21 protein-coding genes are annotated in these 26,065 nt (G+C 63.6%); 11 read left to right on the plus strand and 10 right to left on the minus strand.

What is annotated here, in order from left to right:
* Positions 1-484: 484 nt before the first annotated feature.
* The 3 genes from ABXS05_RS21970 (at position 485) to ABXS05_RS21980 (ending at position 3,325) form a co-directional block, all read left to right on the plus strand.
* Entirely contained in the window at positions 485-1,879 is a 1,395-nt protein-coding gene (locus tag ABXS05_RS21970) for a porin (protein ID WP_367625402.1), read from the plus strand.
* 321 nt (positions 1,880-2,200) lie between these two features.
* The gene (locus tag ABXS05_RS21975) at positions 2,201-2,503 is read left to right on the plus strand and encodes a helix-turn-helix domain-containing protein (RefSeq protein WP_311940138.1); all 303 of its coding nucleotides are present in this window, start codon (positions 2,201-2,203) and stop codon (positions 2,501-2,503) included.
* Positions 2,504-2,596: 93 nt separating this feature from the next.
* Complete coding sequence (locus ABXS05_RS21980) at positions 2,597-3,325, plus strand: GntR family transcriptional regulator (RefSeq protein WP_311940136.1); 729 nt, start codon at positions 2,597-2,599, stop codon at positions 3,323-3,325.
* Positions 3,326-3,333: 8 nt separating this feature from the next.
* On the opposite strand, the gene tkt is transcribed toward ABXS05_RS21980, so the two are convergent.
* The 7 genes from tkt to ABXS05_RS22015 all read right to left on the minus strand — a co-directional run bounded on the left by tkt (position 3,334) and on the right by ABXS05_RS22015 (position 11,545).
* Positions 3,334-5,358: a transketolase gene (gene tkt / locus ABXS05_RS21985; RefSeq protein WP_367625403.1), complete on the minus strand. Its 2,025-nt coding sequence runs from the start codon at positions 5,356-5,358 to the stop codon at positions 3,334-3,336.
* Positions 5,359-5,635: 277 nt separating this feature from the next.
* The gene (locus ABXS05_RS21990) at positions 5,636-6,532 is read right to left on the minus strand and encodes an NAD-dependent epimerase/dehydratase family protein (RefSeq protein ID WP_367625404.1); all 897 of its coding nucleotides are present in this window, start codon (positions 6,530-6,532) and stop codon (positions 5,636-5,638) included.
* Positions 6,533-6,676: 144 nt separating this feature from the next.
* Positions 6,677-6,910 (minus strand): DUF2160 family membrane protein, encoded by a 234-nt coding sequence (locus tag ABXS05_RS21995; RefSeq protein WP_311940131.1) that lies wholly within the window; start codon positions 6,908-6,910, stop codon positions 6,677-6,679.
* A gap of 4 nt (positions 6,911-6,914) precedes the next feature.
* A complete protein-coding gene (locus ABXS05_RS22000) occupies positions 6,915-7,751 on the minus strand; it encodes a carbohydrate ABC transporter permease (protein ID WP_068295726.1) in 837 nt (278 codons plus the stop codon).
* Positions 7,751-8,632 carry a carbohydrate ABC transporter permease gene (locus tag ABXS05_RS22005; RefSeq protein WP_311940129.1) on the minus strand — a complete coding sequence of 294 codons (882 nt, stop codon included), beginning with the start codon at positions 8,630-8,632 and terminating at the stop codon, positions 7,751-7,753. The genes ABXS05_RS22000 and ABXS05_RS22005 overlap by 1 nt, the downstream gene beginning before the upstream one ends.
* A gap of 285 nt (positions 8,633-8,917) precedes the next feature.
* A complete protein-coding gene (locus tag ABXS05_RS22010) occupies positions 8,918-10,351 on the minus strand; it encodes an ABC transporter substrate-binding protein (protein ID WP_068295730.1) in 1,434 nt (477 codons plus the stop codon).
* Positions 10,352-10,609: 258 nt separating this feature from the next.
* Positions 10,610-11,545 (minus strand): pirin family protein, encoded by a 936-nt coding sequence (locus ABXS05_RS22015; protein ID WP_367625405.1) that lies wholly within the window; start codon positions 11,543-11,545, stop codon positions 10,610-10,612.
* A 219-nt stretch (positions 11,546-11,764) separates the two neighbouring features.
* Between ABXS05_RS22015 and ABXS05_RS22020 the strand changes: the two genes are divergently transcribed.
* From ABXS05_RS22020 to ABXS05_RS22030, 3 genes are all read left to right on the plus strand, one after another.
* Positions 11,765-13,324, plus strand: a complete 1,560-nt coding sequence (locus ABXS05_RS22020; RefSeq protein WP_311940123.1) for a VOC family protein — start codon at positions 11,765-11,767, stop codon at positions 13,322-13,324.
* Positions 13,317-13,646, plus strand: a complete 330-nt coding sequence (locus ABXS05_RS22025; protein WP_149252071.1) for a GNAT family N-acetyltransferase — start codon at positions 13,317-13,319, stop codon at positions 13,644-13,646. The genes ABXS05_RS22020 and ABXS05_RS22025 overlap by 8 nt, the downstream gene beginning before the upstream one ends.
* Before the next feature lie 136 nt (positions 13,647-13,782).
* Positions 13,783-14,805: a hypothetical protein gene (locus ABXS05_RS22030; RefSeq protein ID WP_367625406.1), complete on the plus strand. Its 1,023-nt coding sequence runs from the start codon at positions 13,783-13,785 to the stop codon at positions 14,803-14,805.
* Between the two features lie 21 nt (positions 14,806-14,826).
* Here the strand turns inward: ABXS05_RS22030 and ABXS05_RS22035 are convergent, their stop codons facing one another.
* Complete coding sequence (locus ABXS05_RS22035; protein WP_367625407.1) at positions 14,827-15,198, minus strand: cupin domain-containing protein; 372 nt, start codon at positions 15,196-15,198, stop codon at positions 14,827-14,829.
* A gap of 176 nt (positions 15,199-15,374) precedes the next feature.
* Positions 15,375-16,319, minus strand: coding sequence for a ring-cleaving dioxygenase (locus tag ABXS05_RS22040; protein ID WP_367625408.1), 945 nt, complete (start codon positions 16,317-16,319; stop codon positions 15,375-15,377).
* 168 nt (positions 16,320-16,487) lie between these two features.
* Here ABXS05_RS22040 and ABXS05_RS22045 point away from each other — a divergent pair, with 168 nt between their 5' ends.
* The 5 genes from ABXS05_RS22045 to ABXS05_RS22065 all read left to right on the plus strand — a co-directional run bounded on the left by ABXS05_RS22045 (position 16,488) and on the right by ABXS05_RS22065 (position 23,559).
* Entirely contained in the window at positions 16,488-17,408 is a 921-nt protein-coding gene (locus ABXS05_RS22045; RefSeq protein WP_367625409.1) for a LysR family transcriptional regulator, read from the plus strand.
* A 28-nt stretch (positions 17,409-17,436) separates the two neighbouring features.
* Positions 17,437-17,904, plus strand: coding sequence for a GNAT family N-acetyltransferase (locus tag ABXS05_RS22050; protein ID WP_311940113.1), 468 nt, complete (start codon positions 17,437-17,439; stop codon positions 17,902-17,904).
* 81 nt (positions 17,905-17,985) lie between these two features.
* A complete protein-coding gene (locus tag ABXS05_RS22055; protein WP_311940111.1) occupies positions 17,986-19,068 on the plus strand; it encodes a helix-turn-helix transcriptional regulator in 1,083 nt (360 codons plus the stop codon).
* A gap of 468 nt (positions 19,069-19,536) precedes the next feature.
* Positions 19,537-20,322 carry a winged helix-turn-helix domain-containing protein gene (locus ABXS05_RS22060; RefSeq protein WP_367625410.1) on the plus strand — a complete coding sequence of 262 codons (786 nt, stop codon included), beginning with the start codon at positions 19,537-19,539 and terminating at the stop codon, positions 20,320-20,322.
* Positions 20,323-20,547: 225 nt separating this feature from the next.
* Entirely contained in the window at positions 20,548-23,559 is a 3,012-nt protein-coding gene (locus ABXS05_RS22065) for an ABC transporter transmembrane domain-containing protein (RefSeq protein ID WP_367625411.1), read from the plus strand.
* Between the two features lie 99 nt (positions 23,560-23,658).
* Here the strand turns inward: ABXS05_RS22065 and ABXS05_RS22070 are convergent, their stop codons facing one another.
* Positions 23,659-26,055, minus strand: coding sequence for an aldehyde dehydrogenase family protein (locus tag ABXS05_RS22070; protein ID WP_367625412.1), 2,397 nt, complete (start codon positions 26,053-26,055; stop codon positions 23,659-23,661).
* Between the last annotated feature and the right edge of the window lie 10 nt (positions 26,056-26,065).

Below are 26,065 nucleotides of genomic sequence, written 5' to 3' on the forward strand. Positions count from 1 at the left end.
GGATAGGAATTTTTCCGAACTCATTCCGGCATCGATGTGCGGGGGCGGTGGATCGGTAAGTCTTATATTACCACATGGAAACTGATTGGCCTGCAATGACGGGCTTGTGGTGTCTTTTGCTAAGAGATAGAGGTTTCGTGTATTAATTTTATGTGTTCCAATTATAAAACACCGAAATAAACTTATATTTTGTTGGTATATTAATTCGATATACCCTTAAGGGTAGTCGATTCTTTGGTGTAAGCTACGATGCTCTGGATGTGTCTTTTGAGTGACACATATTCGCCAAAATGTTTTCTGTCGGTGCCAAGGTAGAAAAACTCTATTGTGGCGCTTTCTAGAATATCGCACCTTCATTGCGACGATTCACGTGGCGGCCAAGTGCTTTCCAAGCATGCGCCAAGTTCGGTCGGCTGTTGCGAGTGGGGTGTCATGACAAGAAGTCCCCTCGTGCAAGTAAAATAATGTCCCGGAGGGGGTTTTGATGACGATTAAATCCGCACTTCTCGGCGCTGCTGCAGGCATCGCCGCCATCGGCGCCGCCCAGGCTGCCGACCTGCCCATGACCAAGGGCGAGGCCGTCGAATATGTGAAGGTCTGCTCGGCTTTCGGTCCCGGCTTCTTCTACATCCCGGGCTCTGACACCTGCCTGAAGATCGGCGGCGAGATCCGCGCCGATTATCGCGCGTTTGGCGGCGACCGGGTGGGCATCAATACGGCTCCGACATCCATCAACAATGTCTTGACCAATGTTGGGCAGAACCGGAATGATGATCGCTCGGCCTTCAACACGCAGGCCCGTATCTGGTTCGACGCCCGCACCGAGACCGATTGGGGCGTGCTGCGCTCCTACTTCCAGATCAATGCCGACTCTCATCCGATTTCGGCTCAAGGTCGTGGCGGCACCTACAACGGCAACACCTTCACGATCGACAAGGCCTTCATCCAGTTCGGTGGCCTGACCGCTGGTTACGCCCATTCGTTCTTCGGCTTCTACGACAACGAGTATGGCGATACGATCTGGGCACCCTACTACGCAGAAACCAGCACGGTTAACCTGCTCGCCTACACCGCTCAGTTCGGCGGTGGCTTCAGCGCCACGCTGTCGATCGAAGATGGCCGCGACCACCGTGTCAACGACGTTGGCTTGGATAGCACGGTCCTCGGCTTCGGTAACAGCGTGGACATCAATCTGCAGGGCGGGCAACAGCTTCCGGACGTCGTTGGTCAGTTGCGCTATGATGCAAGTTGGGGATCCTTGGCCGTCCAAGGAGCTCTCCACCAGCTGCGCTCGCCCGAGACTATCGACGGGACGGTGACGTCGAGCGGCGACACTGACACTTTTTCCATCCCGACGACACACGACAACAAGTACGGCTTTGCTATTGGCGGTACTGCCCTCATTAAAATACCGGTCATCGACGGCGGCCATTTTATCGTTGAAGGTCAGTATGCCGATGGCGCCACCGAGTATCTCGGTGTCAAGAACAGCCTGGGCACGCTCATCGGCTTGTCGGACCTCTTCCCCTCGTCGATCGGGCCCGGAGGTATCTCGGGCTATGACACGACCAAGGGCTGGTCGATCGTGGCCGAACTCGGTGGCAATATCACGCCGCAGCTCAACGCCAATCTGGTGGGCAGCTACATCGACGTGAAGGCTGACGGCATTCTGCGAAATGTTGCCCCGGGTATCGATATCTCGCTCAAGGAATACTCCATCGCGGGCAATCTGACCTATACGATCGTCAAGGGCCTCTCTGTGGCAGGCGAAGTATCCTATACCCACACCAAGCAGGAAGTTGGCATCGGGCCGCTCGGGTCTTTGGATGGCTCCGCTAACTCCTGGCAGGGTGGTGTTCGCCTGAAGCGCACCTTCTGATCCGAACGAAACGATCTGAGAGCGGGGCCTGGCGTGAGCCGGGCCCCGCTTGGCCTATTGTGCTTGCGGTCTTGAAGTTGTGCTGTGCGTTTTGGCAACGTCCTCAAGAAATTGTGATGTTACGAATTTGATCTGTAACGCTGAATGCATTCCGGTATGGTAACGTATATTGGAGTGCCTTACGTATAGCAGTTGAAGTCCAGTGCATTTTGCGGAGTCTTCCCGGTTCTGGAGAAGTCGCGATGAAATATTTGAGAATGTTTGCTGAAAGAGTTCCAGGCAATGTAGCGCGATCTCACCAGGCGTGAAGTGAGTGAAGAAATGCAGGAAAGAGCGAGCCGTCCCTTCCAGAAGAACTCCACATCGCTCCAGATCGATTGGAAGCGATTTGGCGACGATTTGCGGAATGCGCGCGCCGCGCGCGGGCTGACCTATCGACAGTTCGGCGCACTTACGGGTGTGACCTTCAGTACGCTGGCGCGGCTCGAATCCTCCTACCTGCCCTGCAATGCCGAAACCTTCATGACGCTGGCGGTGGAAATGGGGCGTGATCCCCTGGCCTATGCGATCCGCGGCAATGCCAGCGCGAGCGGTGTGCTCGCCCAGGAGACGGATGCTGCGTGATTGAGGTGCTGCGAAAGCAGGACCAAGCATGCGCTGTTGCTGGAGCGGTAAAGCTGGTAGGGTCGCGCATCCTTCTCGCCGATTTGTCGCTTCATGCTCGATCGTTCCACGCCGGTTCCCCTTTATTTTCAGCTCGCCGAAACCCTGAGGGCCGGAATTTCGCAAGGCCTCTACGCCGCGGGTGAGAGACTTCCTTCCGAACATGAGCTGTGTGCCCGTTACGACATCTCGCGTAGCGTCGTGCGCCAGGCCCTGCAGTCGCTGGCGCTGCAGGGATTGATCGAGACCGAGCGCGGCCGTGGTGCCTTCGTGCGCGAACGCAGGGTGCCGATCAATCTAAGCCAGCGCCTCGACCCGCTGCGGGAGGATCTGGCGCGGGCCGGCTTCAAGCTGAGCACGAAGATCCTGGCGCAGCGCCTGATCGAGGCCCCTGCGGCCATCGCCGAGCGCATCGGTGATGCCAGGGCCGTGCTGATCGAGCGCCTGCGCTATGCCGATGGCGAGGTGCTGCTTCTGGTGCGCAACTATCTGCCCTATGGCCGTGTGCCGGGATTGCTGACCTATCCCGGCCTCGACCAGGTCTCGCTCTACGAATGCCTCGAGCGGGATTTCGGCGTCATCGTCTCCAGCGGGCAGCGCACCGTGGAGATCGGCACGGCCGATGCCGAGATAGCCGGTCATCTCGGTCTCGATCCGGGGTCGCATGTGCTCTTCAACCGCGAACTGACCTATGACCAGGAAGGCAGGCCGGTGGAATATTACGAATCCTGGCACCATCCCGATCGCACGCGCCTGACCATCGAACTGCATCGGGCGCGCTGACGTCCTTCTCAGGTGCCGACCGCCAGCAGCGCCCTGGCCCTTGCCGCCACCGCCTCGGCCGTGAGGCCGAAATGCCGGTAGAGCAGCGGGCCGGGCGCGCTTTCCCCGAAGGCGTCGATGCCAACAACCGCGCCGGGGCCGCGCAGGAACTGATACCAGTAGATCGACGAGGCCGCTTCGATGAACAGGCTCGGCAGGCCCGGCGGCAGGACGGCGTCGCGATAGGCTGTCGGCTGCTCTGCAAAGATGTTCGCGTTGGGGATCGATACTACCCGGGCATGGATCCCCTCGGCCGCGAGATGCGTCACCGTTTCGGTGATGAGTCCGAGCTCGGAGCCGGTTCCGGCAAGGACGAGATCGGGGCGCCGCGCCGGTTCCGAGAGGACATAGCCGCCGCGCCGGATCGCCTGCCGGTGTTCCCCGCTGTGCGCGATGGCTGAGCCGTCCTGGCGGGCCGCGACGATGACGCTGGGACCCTCGCGGCCCACCGCGTCTTCCCAGGCGAGCAGCGCTTCGAGCTCGCTGCCGGGGCGCCAGAGCGACAGGCCGGGAATGGCGCGCAGGGCAAGGAGCTGTTCGGCCGGCTGGTGAGTCGGGCCGTCCTCGCCGACCCCGATGGAATCATGCGTATAGAGAAAGATCGCCTTCAGCTTCATCAGGGCTGCAAGGCGCACGGCGTTGCGGGCATAGTCGCTGAAGACGAGATAGGTCGAGCCAAAGGGGATCAGGCCGCCATGGGCTGCCATGCCGTTCATCACGGCGGACATGCCGAATTCTCGGACGCCGTAATGGATGAAATTGCCGGCGAAACCCCCCGGCAGGATCGACCTGGAAGCGGCGGTCCAGGCCAGGGTGGACTGGCTGAGGTCAGCCGAGCCACCGATCAGTTCCGGCAGCAGCGCGGTGAAGCGGGCGAGAACCTTGCTGGAAGCCTTGCGCAGAGGCTGGCGGGCTGGCGGTTCCGCCAGCAGGGCATCGGCATAGGCTGCCACGGCGGAAGCAAAAGCGACTGGTGCTTCGCCGGCCATGCGGCGCTGCAGCTCCGCGGCAAGATCCGGATGGGTCGCCCGGTAGCGGGCGAACAGGGCCTCCCAGGCTGCCTGCCTGTCTGCTCCGCGCTTGCGCGCATCCCAGCCGGCGCGGATGGGAGAGGGCACTTCATGCGGCGGATAGCGCCAGCCCAGCGCTTCGCGGGTTGCCGTGGCCTCGGCAGCGCCCAATGGGGCGCCATGAACTTCTTCCTTGCCCTGCTTGGTGGGCGCGCCGAAGCCGATAATGGTGCGACAGCAGATCAGGCTCGGCCTGTCATGCACGCCACGCGCTTCCTCGATCGCGGCCTCGACGGCGCCGGGGTCATGGCCGTCGACATCAGAGACCACGTGCCAGCCCAGCGCCCGGAAACGCGCCGGCGTGTCGTCGGCGAACCAGGCCCTGACGTCGCCGTCGATGGAGATGCCGTTGTCGTCATAGAAGGCGATCAGCCGGCCGAGACCGAGTGCGCCGGCGAGCGAAGCGGCCTCCTGCGCCACGCCTTCCATCAGGCAGCCATCGCCGACAAAGACGTAGGTGTGATGGTCGATGACGGGAAAATCGTCGCGGTTGAATTCGGCCGCGAGCTTGCGCTCGGCGAGCGCCATGCCGACGGCATTGGCGAAGCCCTGGCCGAGCGGCCCGGTGGTCGTCTCCACGCCGGGCGTGATGCCGTATTCGGGATGGCCCGGCGTCCTGGATCCAGGCTTGCGATGGGCCTTGAGCTCCTCGAGCGAGAGATCGTAGCCCGACAGATGCAGCAGGGAATAGATCAGCATCGCGCCATGGCCGTTCGACTGCACGAAACGGTCGCGGTCGATCCAGCTCGGGTCGGCCGGATTGTGCTTGAGGAAGCGATTCCATAGCACCTCGGCGATATCGGCCATGCCCATGGCGGTGCCGGGGTGACCGGTCCCGGCCGCCTCGATGGTATCGACGGTCAGGAAGCGGATGGCGTTGGCGAGGTCGCGCTGGGAGGGGGCAGGTCGTTCGTCGAAGCTCATGGCGTTTCCTGTGCGGTCGGCTGGTCCATTCAGGGCGAGCTGGTTTCGCTTCTTGTAATCCTGTCCGTACAAGTAGGCTGGACAACCGATGCTGTCAAACACGACCGCTCATGCGGGCCGGATGGCCTGCAGCGGTCACAGCGGCGGATGACCGCTTCTGCTGAGCCATCCTTACCCGAGGGACGACAGTCGTAATTCAACTGCTCGCAAAGACGCTGGGATATCGCCTGGACAACAGAACTTCGACTGTAACCCTATCCATGGTCCATAACAGTCTCTAGCCTTTCACGTAACGCCGCCAGGGATGCTCTTCGCGGAAACCCAGCAGCTCGCGGGCCTTCTTGTTGGACAGCAGCGTCTCGTATTCGCCGAGCGTGCCCTTGACCGGCACCTCGGGGTAGAAGCGGCGGAGCAGTTCGGCTGTCGGCAGATTGGACGAGGTCTCGTCGTTGACGGCATTGAAAACCTGGAAGCCGAGGCCCTCCTTCTCGATGGCGAGCCGGGTGATCTGGCCGAGGTCGCGCGCATCGATGTAGCTCCAGGCGATGCGCTTGCGAAAACCGGGATCGGCGAACCATTTGGGAAAGTTCTCGGTGTAGTCCTCGGGAATGATGACGTTGCCGATGCGCAGCGCGTAGATGTCGATGCCCTCGCGCAGGGCAAAGGCCCGGGCCGTCTTCTCGTTGACGACCTTGGAGAGGGCATAGCTGTCCATCGGGTCGACGTCATAGTCCTCGTCGAGCGGGAAATAGGTGGGATTGCGGTGCTCATGGGCGAAGACGACGCCATAGGTCGTCTCGCTCGAGGCAATCACGACCTTACGGATGCCGAGTTTGGTCGCCGCTTCGATGACGTTGTAGGTGCCGAGCGCATTGACGCGGAACACCTCGTTGTCAGGCACGATCATGATGCGTGGAATGGCGGCGAAATGGACGACGGCGTCGACCTTCTGCGGACGCAGCGAGGCGTCGAACTCGTGCGTGCCCATATAGCTCGACAGCGCATTGAAGACCTGGCCGGCATCGGTGATGTCGGCAATCAGCGTGCGAACGCGCGGATCGTCCAGCGGCTTGGTGTCGATGTTGAGCACCTCATAGCCGTGATCGAGGAGATCCTTCACGACATGGCGGCCGGCCTTGCCGCTGCCGCCGGTGAACATGATGCGCTTGGCCATTGTCCGCTCCCTCATCTTGTCATCGTATTTTGTATGACAATAGTGGGAGGAAGCCGAAGCGCAAGAGCAAGATTTTACCTTGGATTTGCGCCTCGGTAGGGGGAGTTATCCTGACGGTCGGGCCAAGCATGGCCGCCATCGGCATCACCCCTTCTTGATGATCACATAGCCGAGCACCAGCGAGATCGCGGTGGCGACATAGATCGAGAGCGACTGCTCGACGAAGCGCATCCAGAACAGATGGATGGCGATCAAGAGGACCACGGCGATGAAGCCGCGGTCGAAGCCGTTGGTGTGGATCGGCAGGAAGCCGGTCTTTTCGACGGGAGGCTTTTCGAGCTCTTCGTCCTGCTTGTCGAGATTGGCGAACTGGTTCATGGCCTCATCCCTTCACGGCGCCGAAGGTCAGGCCGGCGACGATATGGCGCTGAACCACGCCGAGGATCACCAGGGCGGGGATCAGCGTCAGCATGGCGGTGGCGGCAAGCTGGCCCCAATTGGTGCCGGTGACGGAGACATATTCGGCGAGCAGCGTGGTGATGGTGCGGGCCTCCACGCTGGTGAGGGTGGCGGCCAGGAGATATTCGTTCCAGGCGAAGATCCAGGTGAGGATCATGGTGACGGCGAGGCCCGGCCGGGCGAGCGGATAGATCACCTTGGCGAGAAGCTGGAAGGTCGAGGCGCCGTCGATGGTGGCGGCCTCGTCGAGTTCCTGCGGGATGGAATCGAGCACCGGCCGCAGCGTCCACACGGCGAAGGGCAGGTTGAACACGCAATAGAGCAGGACGAGGCCGATGCGCGTATCGAACAGTTTCCAGTCGCCGACGACGAAGACCTGCGTGTAGAGCAGGAACAAAGGCAGCAGGAACACCGCCGGCGGGGCCATGCGGTTGGTGATGGTCCAGAAGAAGACGTTCTCCTTGCCGACCAGCTTGTAGCGCGTCAGCGCATAGGTGGCGAGGAAGCCGAGCAGGGTCACAAGAAAGGCATTGGAAGTGGCGACGATGACCGAATTCAACATGTATTTCTGCAGGTTCGGGTCGGTCAGGGCGTTGGCGTAGTTGTCTGGGAAGAAGGAGGTCAACAGGAAGCTCGGCCGGCCGAAGAGCTCGACGCGGCTCTTGGCCGAGACCACGAACAGCCAGTAGATCGGCGCCAACGTGATCAGGCTGAGCACGATCCAGAGCAACAGGCTGACGAAGACATTGGGCTTGCGCATCACTCGGGCCTCCTGAGGTCGCGGCGGGCCACCAGGGCCGAATAGAGCAGCCAGCACATCACGATGGTGAGGTAGAGCACCAGCACGGACATGGCGCCGCCATAGCCGTAGTCCTTCTTGGGAAACACCACGCGGAAGATATAGAGGCCGACGAAGCGGGTGGCATCGCCAGGGCCCCCGGAGGTCAGCATGAAGATCTCGTCGAAGGTGCGCAACGCATCCATCAGGCGGATGAACACGGTGGCGAGAATGGCCGGCTTCAGCATCGGCAAAGTGATGTGCCAGAAGATCTGGAAGCGGCTGGCGCCGTCGATCTGCGCCTGCTCGAAGGGATCCTTGGGCAGGGACGACAGGGCGGCGAGCAAGGTCAGCGTCACCAGCGGCGTCCAGTGCCAGATATCCATGATCACCACGGCGGTGAAGGCCTGGTCGGAGAAGCGGCTGATGTTGAGGTCGTAGCCGAACCAGCTTCGAAGATAGCTCGGCAACGGGCCGAGGCCGGGCGTCAGCAGCAGACGCCAGATCGCGCCCACGGCGATCGGCGCGATCACCAGCGGCAAAGTATGGATGGTACGGAAGAAGCCCTTGCCCGGGAAGTCGCGCATGAAGAGCTGGGCGAGGAAATAGCCGAGCACGATCTCGCTGACCACGGCGAAGAAGCCGAATTTCAACGTGCCCCAGATCGACTTGAGGAAGTCGGTATCGAAGACCAAGGCCCGGAAATTGTCGAGCCCGTTGAAATGCATGGTCGGATCGGCAGCGAAGCTGTTCCACTGCGTGAAGGAGACCACCATCACGTAGATGAACGGCACGACACCGAACAGAGCGAGGATGAACAGGGTGGGTGCCAGCAGCAGCCAGCCGGTTGTCGACGATCGCATGAGGGTTCCTTCACCCGCGAGGCAAGAGGGATGCCGATCTCGAAAGCTACGGCACCTCGAGCAAGTGAGCGTTCAGGCGTGAACGCTCACTTGCTCCAACTCTTTGATCCAACGTGTCTTTGCGATTTGAAGTGTCTCGTTCAAATGGCGGCCCGCTTTGGATCGATGCGGCCTTTGTCATTGCCGGGCTTGGCCCGGCAATTCAGTCCCCACCTGGCCAGTACGCACCTGGCGAAGGTGCCTGGATGCCCGGGTCAAGCCCGGGCATGACAAAGGCCGACGTTCTTACTTGCGATAGCCCAGCTTTTTGAGTTCGGCTTCCGTCGTGGCCGCCATCTGGTCGAGGGCGTCGGAGGCGGAAAGGTCGCCCGTGATCGCCTTGTAGAAGATCGAGGCGGTCGCTTCACGCACCTGGGCGTGGAAGGGGTAGGGCGGGGCACCGGCAAAGAGCTTGCCGTCCTTCTTCATCAGCGAATAGTAGCCGTTGGTCTTCTCGTCCTGCGCCTTCACCTTGGGATCGTCATAGGTCGCGGTGTGGGTGATGCGCGAACCGGCGACGGCCCAATCGGCCTGGACGCTCTCCTGGGCGATATATTGCAGGAAGAGCAGGGCCGCTTCCTTGTTCTTGGAGGCATAGGAGATGCCGAAGGCACCGCCGTCATAATAGCCGATATAGCCCTTGCCGGCTTCCGCGGCCTCGATCACGCCGGGGGAGGTCGGCGGCAAGGCCACGCCGACCTTGCCCACCACCTTGGACTTGGAGGCATCGGTGGCGATCCAGGCGGCGTTCTCGCCATAGACGAGGCCCTGGGCCGCGCGTCCGGCTGCGAAGGTGGCGGCGACTTCGTCCCAGGTACTGGCGGTGGATTCGGGTGGCGCATCCGGCAGCAGGCTCAGCCAGTATTCCAGGGCCTTCTTGGCCTCGGGGCTGTTCATCGAGCCGCCATTGGCGACGGTGGCGGCATAGTTCTTGGAAGCGTCGATGCCCCAATTATAGACGCCGAAGGTCGGCGCAACGCTTTCGAAGAATTCGTACCAGGAGGCGGGGTGGCCGGTATTGGCCTGCACCGTCGAGCCCCACAATTCCTCGCCCTTGTCCTTGCCCCATTCGGTGAAGAAGTCGGCGATGGCCTTGTAGTCCTCATGGGTCTTGGCGGGCGCGAGATCCTTGCCGGTCTTCTTCTTGTAGGCTTCCTTCACCGCCGGATCATCGAACAGGTCCTTGCGATAGAGGTAGATCTTGATGAAGGCCTCCATCGGCACGCCGTAGAGGTCGCCCTTGTCGTCCTTGAAGTAGTTGGCGAAGCTGGTGAACTTCGCGGGATCGTAGTCGGGCGCCTTCAGCGCCGGCTTGTCGGCGAGGGTCTTGGTGATGTCGACCAGGAAGTTGCGGGCCAGATAGCTGTAGATGATGTCCTGCTCGATATAGACGAAGTCATAGACGCCGGTCTTGGCCTCCATGTCCTTGATCGCCTTGTCGTACATCTGGTCCCAGGAGGTGGCTTCGAACTCCACCTTGATGCCGGTGGCCTTGGTGAAGGCTGGGCCCAGCACGTTCTTCACATAGTTGGAGGGCGGCGTGCTCTCGGAAATGCCGTGGATGGTGACACCCTGGAGGTCCTTGGATGCGTCGGACCAGAAATCGGCATAGGCGGAGGTGGTGGCGAGCAGGACGCTGACCGTCAGTGCGGCGAGGCCGGCTCCTATCTTCCTGTACATCTGGTTTCTCCCTGGAAATGGCTTGTTTCTTATTGCCCGCGTGGCGACGGGATTGGCGCCGGAGCCACATCATAGGGGCGCCCTTCATTTTGTTGCGCATTTCCACAAACTGAGTCAATGGGCAAGGTCACGCGCAAGGTGAAGTTGTATGAAGAATCTTGCGCAAAGTCATCCCGAAAATGTGACGAACCTTCTCCATTGTGTGAAGAAGGTTCGTCGCACGCTGCCTGTCTGGGAGAATGAATGCCGTTGCCGGTCTCAATCGGGCAGAGGAATATGCTCGGCGCGATCGTCCGGTGGCAGATCGAACAGGCCCTGGCCCCAGTTCTGGGCCTGCCATTGCGCCTTGGCTTCCTCGATGCGTTCCTTCGAGGAGGCGACGAAGTTCCACCAGATATAACGTGGTCCGCCGAGGGTGGCGCCGCCCAAGATCATCAGGCGGGCGCCCCGGTCGCCGGCCGCAACCGTGATGGCGTCGCCGGGGCGGAAGACCATCATCTGCCCGGCCTCGAAATCCTGGCCGGCAATGGAGACGGAGCCTTGCGTGATGTAGAGGCCGCGATCCTCATGATTATCCGGCATGGGCAGTCTTGCGCCGGGAGAGAGGACGACGTCGCCGTAGAAGGTTTCCGAGAACATCGTCGCCGGCGCCTTCTCGCCATAGGCATTGCCGAGGATAAGCTTCACGCTGACGCCGTCGCTTTCGATCACCGGCAGAGTCTCCTTGCCGTGATGCTCGAACATCGGCGCCATGTCCTCGTGGGTTTCCGGCAGGGCGATCCAGGTCTGGATGCCGAACAGGCTGTTGGGACCGCGGCGGGCTTGCGCCGAGGTCCGTTCCGAATGGGTGACCCCGCGCCCGGCCACCATCCAGTTCAGGGCGCCGGGGTGGATGACCTGGTCGGTGCCCAGGCTGTCGCGATGGTGGAAATCGCCGCGATAGAGATAGGTGACGGTACCCAGGCCGATATGGGGATGCGGACGGACGTCGACGCCCTGGCCGGTCAGGAATTCGGCAGGCCCCGCCTGGTCGAAGAAGATGAAGGGGCCGACCATCTGGCGCTTGGGGGCGGGCAGGGCGCGGCGAACTTCGAAGCCGCCGAGATCGCGCGAACGCGGAACGATCAAGGTTTCGATCGCGTCGATGCCGATCGCGTCGGGGCAGCCGGGTGTCAGGGCGGGGTTCCAGCTCATTCGATCCTCCAGTCCACTTGGTGCTTCGGACGTTGTCGGCCGCAAGATCTCAAACTTTGCTCAGGCGGCCCATGGCTCAGCATAGGTCGGGAACTGGTCGCTCAAAACCCTTTTGCCGTTCGACAATCGAGAACGCCGATTTCGATGTCAGTGACTTGGACGAACGCAGACGATCATGCGAGTTTGGAAAACATCGACAGGAGAGAGACGGGTAGCAATATGACGGCAATGGCCGCGAGCGGGATCCACCACGTCACCTTGATGACGCGCAACGTGCAGGCGAATGTCGATTTCTATGTCGGCTTCCTCGGCCTGCGCCTGGTCAAGCGTACGGGCGGCTACGAAGATGCCCAGCAACTCCATCTCTTCTATGGCGATCGTCTCGGCTCGCCCGGCTCCATCGTCACCTTCCTCGTCTGGGAGGACGGTGCCCCCGGCCGTGTCGGCAATGGCCAGGTTTCCGAGATCGCCTTTGCGGTGCCGTCGGCCAGCATCGGCGACTGGATGACGCGGGCCCTCAGCCATGGCGTGCCGATGACGGGGCCGTCGCAGGAATTCGGCGAATCCGTACTGCGGCTCAAGGATCCCGACGGCGTCATCGTCAAGCTGGTCGGTGCCGACCTGCCATCAGCCGCGCCCTGGGGCAACGAAGCGACCGCGCCGCGGCGCTTGCGTGCGGTGACCCTGCTGACGGACCAGCCGGAGGAAACGGCGGCCTTCATCGCGCGTTTCGGCTACCGGCCCGGGCCGCGCGAGGGCAGTGTCCAGCGCCTGCTGTCGGATACGGATGCCGTCGATGTCCGCGATGCCTCGGGCTATGTGCCGGGTGTTCCCGGTACCGGCACAGCCGATCATGTCGCCTTTCGCGCGGTGGATGTGGCTGAGGTGCGCAAGCACGAGGCTGCGCTGTCGCGTCTCAATTCGTCGCCAACCAATTTCCATGATCGCAACTACTTCACCTCGCTCTATGTACGGGAGCCAAGCGGCACCTTGATCGAAGTGGCGACGGATGGTCCGGGTTTTGCCATCGACGAGGAAGCCGACCGTCTCGGCGAGCGCCTGTTCGTACCGCCCGGCGATGCCGGGCGGGCGGAGGAGCTGAAGGCCATGCTGCCGCAGTTCTCCCTGCCTGGAGAGCCGCGCCTGCCGCATCGGGATCTGCCGTTCGTGCATCGGTTCCATACGCCGGACCAGCCCGACGGCAGCACATTGGTCCTGTTGCACGGAACCGGCGGGAACGAGGCCGATCTGATGCCGCTCGCCCGACAGATCGCGCCCCATGCGACCTTGCTGGGCGTGCGTGGGCGTAGCCATGAGGAAGGCGTGCTGCGCTGGTTCCGGCGCATGGGGATGACGGAGTTCGATCAGGCCGACATCGCCTTCGAAGCGAAGGCCTTTGCGGCTTTCATTGAGGGGGCCGTTGCAGGCTATGGACTCGACCCCACCCGTCTGACCTTTCTGGGCTATTCAAACGGCGCCAATTTCATCGCCGCCGTGATGGGGCTACATCCCGGCATCATCACGCGCGCCGTTCTGCTGCGGGCGATGCCGGTGCTCGCGGCCTTGCCGCAGGCCGATCTTGCCGGGACATCGGTCCTGATGTTGACCGGGGCTCGGGACCCCTTCGGGCAGGAAGCGCCCCGGCTTGAGGCCTGGCTGCGGGACCAGGGCGCCGACGTCACCGCCCGCAGCATCGACACCGGCCACGAATTGTCATCCGCCGACCGGTCGGCGGCACGTCAATGGTTCGAAATCACTGAAGGAGGCCGCAATGGCTGATATCGACATTCGTCGTGAGGAACTGACCGAACCGCGTGGGCGTTATGTCGCGCGCATCGACGGGGTGGAAGGGGAGGCCGAGATCGTCTTCACCAGGCACGGAGCCGGCCTGATCAGTGCCGATCATACCGGTGCCCCCGAGACGATGCGCGGCACCGGCGCTGCCGCGGCTCTGGTGGCCTACATGGTGGAGGACGCCCGCAGGGACGGCTTTCGCATCCTGCCGCTCTGCCCCTATGTGCGGGCGCAATACCGCAAGCACCCCGACTGGGCCGACGTGATGACGCTGGCGCCGGGCGAGGACCCGCCGGCGACGGCGTAGCTATACTGTTCTTATTCTTGTCTTATTCTTGGCGAAAGATCTAACGGAACTGCTCAAGCCGGGGCGATCGGATCTGGCCTGATTGCCTCCCGAACGCAGTTGCGGCACCGTGCGGGGATCGCACCTCGAGGTCGTCATGCAGTCTCCCGATGCAATCGCTACGCACGCCTATTTCGGACAGGTCACGGCGGATGGGTGGGATCTCATCTTCCATCCGCCTGCCAATCGCTCCGACGTCGCCTATAGGGCGGGGTATATGTGCCATCCGACCCGTGAGCATTACGAGGCGCTCCTGCCACGCCTGCCGGCCTTCGAAGCTTTCTGCCGCAATCTGGAAGAGAATGACCGGCGCGTTCGGGAACATTTTTGCTCCTGGCCCCCCTCCGCAGGAGCGTTCGAGCTCGTCTGTGCCATGATGGGCGGTGACGATGAGTTGCTTCCATCCTCGCTGACGCCTTACCCCTATGATCAGCGGCCCTTCGCCCTGCAATATCGCGCGATTGACCAAGCAGCCTGGGAGTTTGCCGGCATCCCTTGGTGGCCACCGGTTTTCGCCGCTCTTTTCGATGCCACCGGAAATTTCTCGGGGATCGAGTACCAGGTCGAACAGGCGATGCGCGACCTGCCGGATTCAATCGCACCGTCTCGATGGGAGGCGGGATATCGGCATTCCTTTTTCGGGCGACGCAAGCTGTCGGATTTTTCGCGCCTGGTAACGCCGATGGTTGCCGGGCGCAAAGTTCCGTTCGATCTCTTCATGACCAAGAAAACCATGGCTGCCTTCGAGCCGGAGCATCTGGATCCGTTCGTACCCCTGGTCGAGAAATTGGACAGGTTGGATGCCGGCGTGCGGTCTGGCTTTCCCGAGGCTTTGCGCATGGAATGGCTGGAGGAGCGTTTCACCTATGGTACCCCGACCCTGCGCCGGGCTCTCGATCAGATCTTTCCCGATGCAGCCGATCCTGGTGCCGTCTCGCCGCAGGCCTTTGCCGCGGCACTCGTTCTCAAGCGTGGATGTTTTTCACTTTCGCCCGAGAAAAGCGGCGGCGCGGCACTGACCCTCGACTATGCGATCCTGCCGGCCCGCAACGACAATGAATTGTTCGCAGCCAAGTTTTCGCTCGATGGCGAGTTGCTTGACCTCGTGATCGAGAGTTGAGGAAGAGCGCCCGGTGCCGCCTCAGGCCCAGACGTCGTTCCGGGCCGTACGCTCGCCACCTTCATGGCCGGTGTTGAGGGTGCCGCGCGGTTCGATCAGCAGGAGATGGACCTCGCTTTCTGCATAGGGCTTGTGCTCCAGGCCCTTGGGCACCACGGCCATCTCGCCCGGGCCGATGACAACTGCACCATGGCGAAAATCGATGCGCAGGCGGCCGCTGAGGACGATGAAGGTCTCATCCGTTTCAGGATGGTCGTGCCAGATGAAATCCCCCTCGATGCGCACCAGCTTGAACTGGTAGTCGTTCATCTCGGCAATGACGCGGGGCTGCCAGAGATCGCCGATCTTTGAGATCTTCTCGGCGAAGTTGATCGCTTTGGGCGTGGTTTCCATGGTGCCTTGCTCCGTTCTTGAATGATGCGACTTATGGAGCCTGCCGCGGCTGCGATCTTGAACGATTGTGCGCTTCTGCCGCGGTGCGGTTTCAAGGCTTGTCTCCAACAAAAAACCAGCGCCGGGGGATACCCGGCGCTGGCCTTGCGTTGGTTGGGCTATGTTCGTGGCCGATACTACAGGGACTGCAGACCGGCTTCGATGGCGGCGCGGCGGCCTTCGAGGAAAGGCGGCAGCGACAGGCGCTCGCCCAGGCTCTCCAGCGGCTCGTCGACGGCGAAACCGGGGCCATCGGTGGCGATCTCGAAGAGATTGCCGCCGGGCTCGCGGAAGTAGAGCGAGCGGAAGTAGTAGCGTTCCACTTCGCCCGAGCTCGGAATGCCGAACTGGCCGAGCCGTTCGGTCCAGGCATGGATTCCCGCGACGTCCGGGGTGCGGAAGGCGACGTGATGTACGGCGCCGGCGCCCTGGCGGGCAGTGCCGAGCCCCGGCTGCACGGCGACATGCAACTCGGCAGCGGCACCGCCTTCGCCCATGCGGTAGACATGCACTCGGCCCTCGCCGTCGGGCGAAGCATAGTCGCGCTCCTCCTTCATGTTGAGCACGCGGGTGAGGACGGCATCCGTGGGCTCCTTCTTCGGCACCGAGATGGTGATCGGGCCAAGGCCCCTGATCTGGTGTTCAGTCGGTACGGGGCTGCGGCTCCAGGGGTGCAGGGCGCCGTTGCCGCCATCGTCCACCAGCCGGAAACGCTGGCCCTCCGGATCCTCGAATTCAAGGCTGGCGCGACCGTCGATCAGGCCGACGTCGCCGGCGGTTACGCCCAGATCCTTCAGGCGGGCCGCCCAATAATTCAGGCTGTCCTCGCCGGAGACGCGCAGGCCCGTGCGGCTGATCGAATGGGTGCCGCGGCGTTCGGGTGCCACCGGCCAGTCGAAGAAGGTGAGGTCGCTGCCGGGCGTGGCCTCGCCGTCGGCATAGAAGAGGTGATAGGCGCTGGTGTCGTCCTGGTTGACGGTTTTCTTGACCAGCCTCAGGCCAAGCGTGTCGGTGTAGAAGCGCTTGTTGCCGGGTGCGTTCGCGGTGATCGCGGTGAGATGATGAATGCCGGTGAGCTGCATGGCAGTCTCCTTCGTGTTGCGTTGCCCGGAATATCGGCGCGAACGGTCGGGCCGGGTAGCGCGATCCTTGCACACGCCGCGTTCGAAGATTTCGAACGGCAAGGCTTGGAATGAGAGCGCTCACGGGGTAGGCAGAGTACCTGGGGTGCACCGACCGAGACGCTCGCCATGAAATGGACCATCGACGAGATCAAGACCTTCCTGGATGTGATGGAGACCGGCACCGTGTCCGGCGCGGCGGCGCGGGCGAACCTGTCGAAATCGGTGGTCAGCAAGCGCATCGCCGATCTCGAGCTGGCCCTGGGCGCGCCGTTGTTCCAGCGCCATGCCGGGCGCATCCTGCCCAACGAGACGGCGGGCGAACTGGCGGTACGGCTAAGGCCGGCCCTCGCTGAGATGACCAACGCCGTCGAGAGCGTGGCCTGGGGCATGGCGGGCCTGCGCGGTTCGCTCGCCATCTCGGCGCCGATGAGCTTCGGCATCCGCCATCTCAGCCCCTTGCTGGCTGCCTTCGCCCTGCGGCACCCCGATCTGGAACTGGTGGTCGACTATGAGGATCGCTTCGTCGATCTGGTGCGCGGCGGCTTCGACCTTGCCGTGCGCATCGGCCAGATGTCGGATTCCGGCCTGATCGCCCGCAAACTCTGCGACGATCCGCGCGTCGTCTGCGCCAGCCCCGACTATCTGGAGCGCCGGGGCGCGCCGAAGGATCTCGCCGACCTGCCCAATCATGCCGCTATCGGCTATCGCAACCTCCAGGCGACGCAGGTCTGGCAATTGGCCGATGGCTCGGGCGGTGTCGTCGGCGTGCCGATGCGCGGCCGCATTGCCGCCAACAATGGCGAGGTGATGCGCGACATGGCGATTGCCGGCCTGGGGCTGGCCCTGCTGCCGATGTTCATTGCCCATGAGGCCCTGGCCGATGGCCGCCTCGTCGCCCTGCTGCCCGGCAACCCGCCGCAGCCTTTGCCGATCGCCGCGGTCTGGCCGCCGGTCAAGCCGATGCCGCGCAAGCTGCGGGCCATCGTCGACCACCTGGTCGAGGGCTTCGGTGAGGTGCCCGACTGGCTGCGCGGGCCCGCGCGATGATACCGGTCCTCTGCCCGCGGATGTGCCGATGCCGATAGAACGATATGACGGCCCGCGCGACGCCCTGCTGGCGCTGTTCGCCCTCGCCGATGATTCACCGGTTCAGATCGCCTCCTATATCGGGCTGGGCGATGTGCTGGTGGCCCGCCGGGAAGGCATCATCATCGGCCACGCCCAGATCGTCGCCACCGATGAGCCAGACGTGCTCGAGCTCAAGAGCCTGGCGGTGCTGGCCGAGCACCGCGGCACGGGGATCGGGTGCGAACTGGTCGAAGCGGCCATCGCGTTTGCCCGGGATCAGAGCGCTCTGTCGCTGGTCGTCTCGACGGCGACGGCCGATATCGGCAATCTGCGCTTCTACCAGCGCCGGGGCTTTCGCATGACCCGAATCGTGCCGGATGCCTTCCGGCCGGAAACGGGTTACCCCGACGGCATCATGATCGATGGTATAGTCCTACGTGATCAGGTGTTTTTCGAGTTGAAACTTGCGGATTGAGGGAGAGAAATCGATATTTTCTTGGTGAATTGACGGCGTGATCTGGAATAATGCAGGCGTTGCTTTCGAGAGGAAGCCGTCATGGATCAGCAACTGGTCGATCGGATCTACGAATGTGCCTTCGTGCCGGAACAATGGCCGGACACGCTGGACACGCTTTCGCGTATGACGGCGGGGGCAGGCGGCAGCCTCTATGTCTTCGGCAAGGACGCCACCATGCTCACGGCCTCGCCCGACGCACGGGAGAGGGCCAAGGCCGCTCTGGCCGGCGGCTTCGCCCAGCGCGGCCATGGGCTGAGCCGGGTGTTGGCATCCTCGCGGGCCGGTTTCATCACCGAGCGGGACATCATGACCGAGATCGAGCTCGAGCAGGAGCCGCTCTATCGTGATTTCTGGCGCCCCTCGGGCATCGGCTCGATGATCGTGACCACGGTGGAGCTGCCGACCCGGGAAATGCTGCTGCTCCTGTTCACGCGCTGGCTCGCCCAGGGGCCGGCCGAGCGGGCCTTGGTCGATCGTTTCGATATATTGCGCCCCCATCTGGCCCGCAGTGCCCTGATGACCGCACGCCTGCAACTCGAGCGGGCCCGCGCCGCCAGCCAGACCCTGGCTGCTCTCGGCCTGCCGGCGCTGGTGCTCGACCGGATGGGCAAGGTGCTGGCCGCCAACAGCCTGATCGAGGATCTCGGCGCCTTCGTGCATTGGCGCGCCTTCGACGGCGTCTCCTTCGTCGATCGGGCGGCCGACAAGCTCCTGCGCGATGCCATCGTCACCATCGACCAGCCGCATGGTGCGAGCGTGCGGTCCTTCCCGGTGCGGGGGGAGCCCGAGGCGATGGTCGCCCATATCGTGCCGATCCGCCTGAGCGCGCGCGACATTTTCGTGAGCAGCGCGGCGGCCCTGATCCTGACGCCAGTGACCGCGCCGCAGGCACCGCCGGTTGAGCTGGTGCAGTCCCTTTTCGACCTTACGCCGGCGGAGGCCCGGGTCGCGCGCAGCCTCGCGACAGGCGACAGCGTGGAGCACATCGCCCAGCATAGCGGCGTGACGCCGAATACGGTGCGCACCCAGGTGCGCGGCGTCCTGGAGAAGACCGGTTGCAGCCGCCAGGCCGAGGTGGTCGCCCTGCTGGCCGGACTGGCGCCACTGCCTCGCATGGCGTGATCCCGGCGGGGTTGATAGGTGCTTCCTCACCTCATCTTTCCGGTTGCGTTGCCCCTCACCCTAACCCTCTCCCCGTAAGGACGGGGCGAGGGGACTTCAGCCTTGTATTTCAGGCCGAAAGTGTCTCATCTCGCCCAGCGGTTGGGCGAGATGAAATCTCCGACGATCATTCGTGACGTTTGCGCCTCCCTCGCCCCGCTTCTTGCGGGGAGAGGGTTAGGGTGAGGGGAAGCGCTCCCGTGTGCAGTCATGTTGATAGACACTTTGCTTTCGATGAGCACCGTGACGCAAGAAATCCGGCTGCGCCTCATCTGTTTTGATGATGTTTCCCTGGCAGGAATGGCGAAACTGGAGCTGCGGCTGAGACAGCCGGAGGCTTCCTGCAAATCCTCCTGCACTTTTTCGGCGGCACCACAGACGGAGCGGGGACAAACCTCGCCCAACCCCCACTGCCGAGAGAGTAGAGACATGGATCAGGAGCTGACTTACAGGCTCGGCGAATCCGTTCTGGATCTCAGCCGAGGTACATTGCGCAAGGCCGGCGCGCGCGTGCCGGTGCGCTCTAAAACCTTCAAATTGCTGAGTTATCTTGCTCGCAATGCCGGAAGGGTCGTCCGCAAGGACGAATTGTTCGCCGCGGTCTGGCCGCATGCCGTGGTTACCGAAGGGGCCCTGCTGCGCTGCATTCGCGATGCGCGCCAGAGCGTCGGAGACGAGCAGCACCGTATCATCCACACCGTGCCGGGGCGGGGCTACATCTACATGCCGCCCGAAGGCTTTGCTGATGCGCCGGAGGCACCGGAGCGGGGCACCGATGACATCGATCTCGATGCCGGCGCGGGGGAGCCCAAGGTCGCGGTGATGCCGTTCAGCCTGCGTGGCGTGGATGGCGGGATGAAGCCTGCCTTCGAGACCATCGTGCAGGAAATCCGGGGCGCGATCGCCAATTCGCGCGTGATCGTGGTGCAGCCGCCGGCACGGCGCAAACCGTCACCCAAGACGGTCGCCGGTGTCGACTATCTGGTCGAGGGCCAGGTCGTGGCCGGCGAGCCGCATCTCAATGTCGTCGTGACCTTGTCCGATGCCCGATCGGGCCGCCGCCTGCTGACGCAGTCCTTCTTCCTCAAGGCCGAAAGCGTCGTGGCCTTCCACCAGAACGTCGCCAGGCAGGTCGTCAGTGCGCTCGTCTTCAATATCGAGACGGCCTCCTGGCACGGTACGACGCAGGGCACGACATCGCTGCACATGTGGTGAAGGCCAAGAAAAAGGCCTTTCTCGTGCGCCGATATAGGCAAGGGAGCGGTTTTCGCCTGCCGGTGGCTTGCTATTGTGGGTTGTAGTCACACATGAAGATGTGGGGATCTCGCAACGGGCGGGAGGCGACTTTTGTCCAGCAATGGCGATCCGGACAGATCCGGGCTGTTTTCGTTCGTCTGGCGGTACAGCAGGCGACATCAGCTTTTATTACTGGCTGCGACCGTGGCTTCCTTTCCGGTGCTCTATCTGTCGCTGGAATTGCCGAAATATATCCTGAACGGCGCGCTTCAGGGGCATGTCACGCCGCTCAACCACCTGGGCCTGCATCTCGACCAGACCACGCTTCTCATGGTGCTCTGCCTGGCCTTTCTGGTCTGCACTTTGGCCAATGGCGTCATCAAGATGCAGCTCGGCATCTACCGGGGTGTCATCGGCGAGAGGCTGATCCGGCGGCTGCGCTACAAGCTGATCGCCCAGGTGCTGCGCTTTCCCCTGCAACGCTTCGACACCGTCTCGCAGGGCGAGGTCGTCTCGATGGTCACCGCCGAGGCCGAGCCCTTGAGCGGCGTGATGGGCGATGCCTTCGCCCAGCCGGTGTTCCAGGCAGGCCAGATCCTGACCATCGTCGCCTTCCTCTTTCTCCAGAATGTCTGGCTCGGCGTTGCCGGCATCGGCCTGATTCCGGTGCAGGCCTATCTGATCCCGCGCATGCAGCGCTATGTGAACAGGCTGCATCATCAGCGCGTCAGCCGGGTACGAGCCCTGTCGGAACGCATCGGGGAAAGCGTCGCCGGTGTCGCCGATCTCCGGCAGAGTGGCGGTTTGCGCTACCGCCTCGCCGAGTTCAGCCGGCAGCTGGGCGAGCTGTATACGATCCGGCTGCGCATTTTCGAGCGCAAATTCCTGATCAAATTCGTCAACAACTCGATCACGCAGCTCACCCCCTTCCTGTTCTTCCTGATCGGCGGCTATCTGGTCATCCATGGCCAGCTCAGCGTCGGCGCCCTGATCGCGGCGCTTGCCGCCTCCCGCGACATCGCCGATCCCTGGCGCGAATTGCTGACCTATTGGAACCAGGCCCAGGAAGCATCCTCGCGTTATGACGCCCTCCTGGAGCAATTCGAAGTGCCGGCGGTTCCGGCCCCGGCGGTGGCCGATGCCGATGTGCCGCGCCTGAACGGCACCATTCATCTGCGCGACGTCACCGTGCCGGGCCTTGGCGGCGTACCTCTGCTCGATCAGGTCGATCTCACCATTCCCGGCGGGGCGCTCGTCGCCATTCAGAGTGCGGACATGCTGGTGCGCCGGGCCTTGTGCGACCTTTTCTCGGGCGCCTCGGCGCCGAGCACCGGGCAGGTGACCATATCCGGCCTCGACCTCGCCGGAGTCAGTCCGACCGTTCTGGCGGCGCGTATCGGCGTCGCCACCAGCACGCCCTACCTTTTCCGCGGCACCATCGCCCAGAACACCAGGATGCCCCTCTATTTGGAACCCGTGCCGTCGGGTGAACCGTCGGGCGAGGAGGCCAAGGCTGTGGCCGAAGCCGTGGAGACCGCCAACAGCCCCGATCGGCTCGACATTGCTTGGAACGATGGCGGGCTCGTCGGTTTCAAGGACGAAAGCGAGGTCGACGCCTGGTGGCTCGCTGTCATCGAGGTGATCGGTCGCTCGGAAATGCTGCTCGATCGCGCTCTCGACGGCTATCTGGTTCCGGGCCAGCATGACGATCTCGCCGGCCGCGTCCTCGCCCTCAGGGAACGGGTGGCGCGACGCCTGGAGACTGATGGATTGGCCGGGCAGATCGACCGGTTCGATCCCGGCGCCATCAATCCAGGCCTGACCATCGGCGAGAACCTGCTCTATGCCGTCCACCATCACGGTGAGACCGAATCGAGCCATCCGGGTGAACGCCTCCTGGCCGAGATCGCCGGGCTCGACATTGCCGAACAGCTCCTGGCCTTCTCGATCGACCTTGCCTCGACGCTGGTCAGGGCCTTTGGCGAAGTCGGGCCTCGCCATCCGCTGCTGCGCCGCTTCACCACAATCGGCCCCGAGTTGTTCGAGCGCTTGCGGTCGGTCGCCTCCAAGGAGCAGGCCCACGACGTCGCCGGCATGAGCGCCGCCGAGCGTGCCACGCTGCTGTCATTGCTCTTCAACATCGCGCCGAGTGATCTCGGCACCGATTTTCCCGCCGGGCTTGCGGCCGCCATCGTGGCCGCGCGTGCCCGCCATGGTGCGCGCCTGAGGGAGCTGGCAGGCGGAACTTTTTCGCCGATCCAGGCCGATGCCTATAATTATGACCTGACCGTGCTGGAAAACTTGGTGTTCGGCCTGTCGGAGGCGCCGTCGGAGGCGACCCGCCGGCAGATCCACCACGTGCTGATGGAAGTGGTGGAGGCGCAAGGCCTCGCCGGCGCCCTGCGCCTGCTGGTGGGAGAGGTGCGTACCGCGATCGCCGGCACCAACCTCTCGCCGGCGGTGCGCGAGCGCATCGGCCTCGGCCGGGCCCTGATACGCCGGCCCGATCTCGTCCTGCTCGATCATGCCATGGCGAGCGCTTCGGAGGCGGACCGTCGTGCCATCTGGCTCAGGCTGCGGGCCCTGCTGCCTGACAGCACCATCATCGTACTGGAGCCCCAGATCACCCAGAGCGATGACTTCGATCTGGTTGTCACCATCCGTGACGGTCGTTTGATCAACGGGGCCAGCCGCCCGCCGGCGCCGGCCTATCACGCCTCGATCTCGGGCGACCTGCAGGCCAAGGTCGAGGTGCTCTCGGCGGTTGAGAGCTTCCGCGGGCTCAAGCGCAGCCAGATCGAGCTGCTCGCCTATGCCTCGCGCTGGATGTCGACGAAAGCCGGCGACTATGTCTTCCGCACCGGCGAGGTGCCCGATGGCGCCTATGTCGTCGCCTCCGGCGCTGCCGAACTGCGCTGGCTCAATTCGCTGGGCGAGGAGGAATTGATCGATACCATCCTACCCGGGCGGCTGATCGGCGATCTTGCCGTCATCCTCGGCCAGACGCGCATGGTGTCGATGATCGCGACGGCCGACCTGACCGGCCTGCGCATCGGCACGCGCGAATTCCTCGACATCGTCGAAAGCGACATCACCGTCGCCCTGCATTTGCTGCGCACCGTCGGGCATCACCTGGTCGAGGTCGGCGAGGAGGTGATCACCAAGGGCGCCTACAAGCCCAAGCAGCCGGGCGAGGCCAGCGCCGATCAGGCGTGAAGTGTTCTTGGAGCGCGGACTTCCAGTCCGCTCTTGTCGTCCTGCAAGCGCGACGTTTCCAAGAGCGGACTGGAAGTCCGCGCTCCAAGGAGGCGAGCCTTACTCGCCGTAGGGCACCCAGATGTTCTTCACCTGGGTGGCGTGGCGCAGATAGTCGGCGCCCTGGGCCTGCGCATCCTTCAGCCAGTCGATGGCCCGGCCCTGGTTGGTCCAGGTCGCCTTGAGGTTGCCGGCGGAGGCCTTCTCGGCGGCCGCGGCGCCGCTTCTGGAGCCGTGATACCAGAGGGCGTCGACGTCGTCGTGCTCGGCCAGGGTCTTGGCGAGTTCGTCGCGCGCGCCGGTGACGATGTTGACGACGCCGGCCGGCACGTCCGAGGTTTCCAGGATCTGGTAGAAGTCGGTCGCCGCCAGCGGGAAGGCCGGCGAGGGTACCGCGACGACGCGGTTGCCCATGGCGATCGCCGGCAGCACCAGGGAGACGAAGCCGAGCAGCGGCGCCTCGTCCGGGCAGAGAATGCCGACCACGCCGAAGGGCTCGTTCATCGCCAGTGTCACGTTGCGCGAGCGGGTGGCATGCACCCGGCCGTCATATTTGTCGGCCTGGGCGGCATAGTAGAAGATGCGCCTGACAGCCTCCTCCACTTCCGCCTTGGCTGCCTTGGCGCTGTGGCCGTAGCTCACCAGGCGCTGCTCGAACTCGGCGGCGCGGGTCGACAGGTTCTCGGCAATGTAATAGAGCACCTGGGCGCGGTTATGCGCCGTGGCGGCGCCCCAGCCGCCCGCCTTGGTCGCCGCTTCAACCGCGTTGCGGATGTCCTTTCGATTGCCGAGGCCCGCCTGGCCGAGCGTGGCGCCGGCCGTGCTCTTCACCGTGTAGCTGTAGCCGGAATCCGGACGAGCCTGCTTGCCGCCGACGAACAATTTGGCAGTGCGGTCGATGCTCGGCAGGCCGCTGCCGGCAGGTGCTTCGGCCGGAGCCACGCCGAGCGCGGCCGCTTTGCTGTCCTCCGCAGCCGGCAGGGACTTCTCCCAGTCGGGCTTGAGATATTCGTAGAGGCCTTCGCGGCCGCCCTCACGGCCGAAGCCACTCTCGCGATAGCCGCCGAAGCCGGCTGCGGCGTCGAACAGATTGGTGGAGTTGACCCAGACCACGCCGGCCTTCATGCGGGCGGCGGTGTCGAGGGCGCGGTTGATGTTCTCCGACCAGATCGAGGCTGCGAGGCCATAGCGGGTGTGGTTGGCGAGCTGGATCGCCTCGTCGGGCGTGCGGAAGGTCATGGCCACGGCGACCGGGCCGAAGATCTCGACCTCCGAGACCGTGGAGGAGGGTTCCACATCGACGAAGATCGACGGCGGGAAGAAGCTGCCCCTGGCCGGCAGCGCGCAATCGACCTGCCAGAGCGTGCCGCCCTCCTGCTCGCCCTTCTTGACGAGGTCCTGGATGCGCTGGAGCTGCACCGGCGCGACGATGGCGCCCATGTCGACGGACTTGTCGAGCGGATCACCGACGCGCAGCGTCTCCATGCGGCGGCGCAGCTTGCCGAGGAAGCGCTCGGCGATGCCTTCCTGGATGAGCAGGCGCGAGCCGGCGCAGCAGACCTGGCCCTGGTTGAACCAGATGGCATCGACCACGCCTTCCACGGCACCGTCGAGATCGGCATCCTCATAGACGATGAAGGGCGACTTGCCGCCGAGCTCGAGCGAGAGCTTCTTGCCTGAGCCCGCCGTAGCCTGGCGGATCAGGCGTCCGACCTCGGTGGAACCTGTGAAGGCGATCTTGTCGACGTCGGGATGGGCGACGAGGGCTGCACCCGTGGCGCCGTCGCCGGTGACGATGTTGACCACGCCGTCCGGCAGGCCGGCTTCACGGCAGATCTCGGCAAAGGCCAGCGCCGTCAGCGGGGTGAACTCGGCGGGCTTGAGCACCACCGTGTTGCCGGCCGCCAATGCCGGCGCGATCTTCCAGGCCAGCATCAGGAGCGGGAAGTTCCACGGAATGATCTGCCCGCAGACCCCGACCGGGCCATAGCCGGCGAACTCGGTCTCGACCAGCTCGGCCCAGCCGGCATGGTGGTAGAAATGCCGAGCGACCAGGGGAATGTCGATGTCGCGGCTCTCGCGGATCGGCTTGCCGTTGTCCAGCGTCTCCAGCACCGAGAGGAAGCGCTCGCGCTTCTGGATATGGCGGGCAATGGCATAGAGATAGCGGGCGCGCTCATGGCCCGGCAGCGCCGACCAGGCCGGAAAGGCCTTGCGCGCGGCCTTGACGGCGGCGTCGACATCCTCGGCCGTGCCGGCGGCGACCTTGGCGAGCAGGGTGTCGCGGGCGGGATTGACGACCTCGAAGGTGTCCTTGCCCTTGGAGGCGACGAAGGCTCCGCCGATGAAGTGCTTGAAGCCCTTCTCGTGGCTCGCGAGCCAGGCCGTGACGTGATTGTCGGCTTCGGGCGCAGGACCATAGTCCATGGTTTGCAGAATTTCCTTTACGGTGGGCACAGTCTTGTCC

The sequence above is a fragment of the Labrys neptuniae genome (assembly GCF_040797145.1).
GTDB classification, from domain to species: domain Bacteria; phylum Pseudomonadota; class Alphaproteobacteria; order Rhizobiales; family Labraceae; genus Labrys; species Labrys neptuniae.

Bases quoted from the DNA above. Each gene is read 5' to 3' on its own strand.
- ABXS05_RS21975 (WP_311940138.1), top strand. From the start codon at position 2,201: ATGCAGGAAAGAGCGAGCCGTCCCTTCCAGAAGAACTCCACATCGCTC.
- ABXS05_RS21980 (WP_311940136.1), top strand. From the start codon at position 2,597: ATGCTCGATCGTTCCACGCCGGTTCCCCTTTATTTTCAGCTCGCCGAA.
- ABXS05_RS21995 (WP_311940131.1), bottom strand. From the start codon at position 6,910: ATGAACCAGTTCGCCAATCTCGACAAGCAGGACGAAGAGCTCGAAAAG.
- tkt (WP_367625403.1), bottom strand. From the start codon at position 5,358: ATGAGCTTCGACGAACGACCTGCCCCCTCCCAGCGCGACCTCGCCAAC.
- ABXS05_RS22055 (WP_311940111.1), top strand. From the start codon at position 17,986: ATGGATCAGCAACTGGTCGATCGGATCTACGAATGTGCCTTCGTGCCG.
- ABXS05_RS22000 (WP_068295726.1), bottom strand. From the start codon at position 7,751: ATGCGCAAGCCCAATGTCTTCGTCAGCCTGTTGCTCTGGATCGTGCTC.
- ABXS05_RS22050 (WP_311940113.1), top strand. From the start codon at position 17,437: ATGCCGATAGAACGATATGACGGCCCGCGCGACGCCCTGCTGGCGCTG.
- ABXS05_RS22035 (WP_367625407.1), bottom strand. From the start codon at position 15,198: ATGGAAACCACGCCCAAAGCGATCAACTTCGCCGAGAAGATCTCAAAG.
- ABXS05_RS22060 (WP_367625410.1), top strand. From the start codon at position 19,537: ATGGATCAGGAGCTGACTTACAGGCTCGGCGAATCCGTTCTGGATCTC.
- ABXS05_RS22010 (WP_068295730.1), bottom strand. From the start codon at position 10,351: ATGTACAGGAAGATAGGAGCCGGCCTCGCCGCACTGACGGTCAGCGTC.
- ABXS05_RS21990 (WP_367625404.1), bottom strand. From the start codon at position 6,532: ATGGCCAAGCGCATCATGTTCACCGGCGGCAGCGGCAAGGCCGGCCGC.
- ABXS05_RS21970 (WP_367625402.1), top strand. From the start codon at position 485: ATGACGATTAAATCCGCACTTCTCGGCGCTGCTGCAGGCATCGCCGCC.
- ABXS05_RS22005 (WP_311940129.1), bottom strand. From the start codon at position 8,632: ATGCGATCGTCGACAACCGGCTGGCTGCTGCTGGCACCCACCCTGTTC.
- ABXS05_RS22020 (WP_311940123.1), top strand. From the start codon at position 11,765: ATGACGGCAATGGCCGCGAGCGGGATCCACCACGTCACCTTGATGACG.
- ABXS05_RS22015 (WP_367625405.1), bottom strand. From the start codon at position 11,545: ATGAGCTGGAACCCCGCCCTGACACCCGGCTGCCCCGACGCGATCGGC.
- ABXS05_RS22040 (WP_367625408.1), bottom strand. From the start codon at position 16,319: ATGCAGCTCACCGGCATTCATCATCTCACCGCGATCACCGCGAACGCA.
- ABXS05_RS22045 (WP_367625409.1), top strand. From the start codon at position 16,488: ATGAAATGGACCATCGACGAGATCAAGACCTTCCTGGATGTGATGGAG.
- ABXS05_RS22025 (WP_149252071.1), top strand. From the start codon at position 13,317: ATGGCTGATATCGACATTCGTCGTGAGGAACTGACCGAACCGCGTGGG.
- ABXS05_RS22030 (WP_367625406.1), top strand. From the start codon at position 13,783: ATGCAGTCTCCCGATGCAATCGCTACGCACGCCTATTTCGGACAGGTC.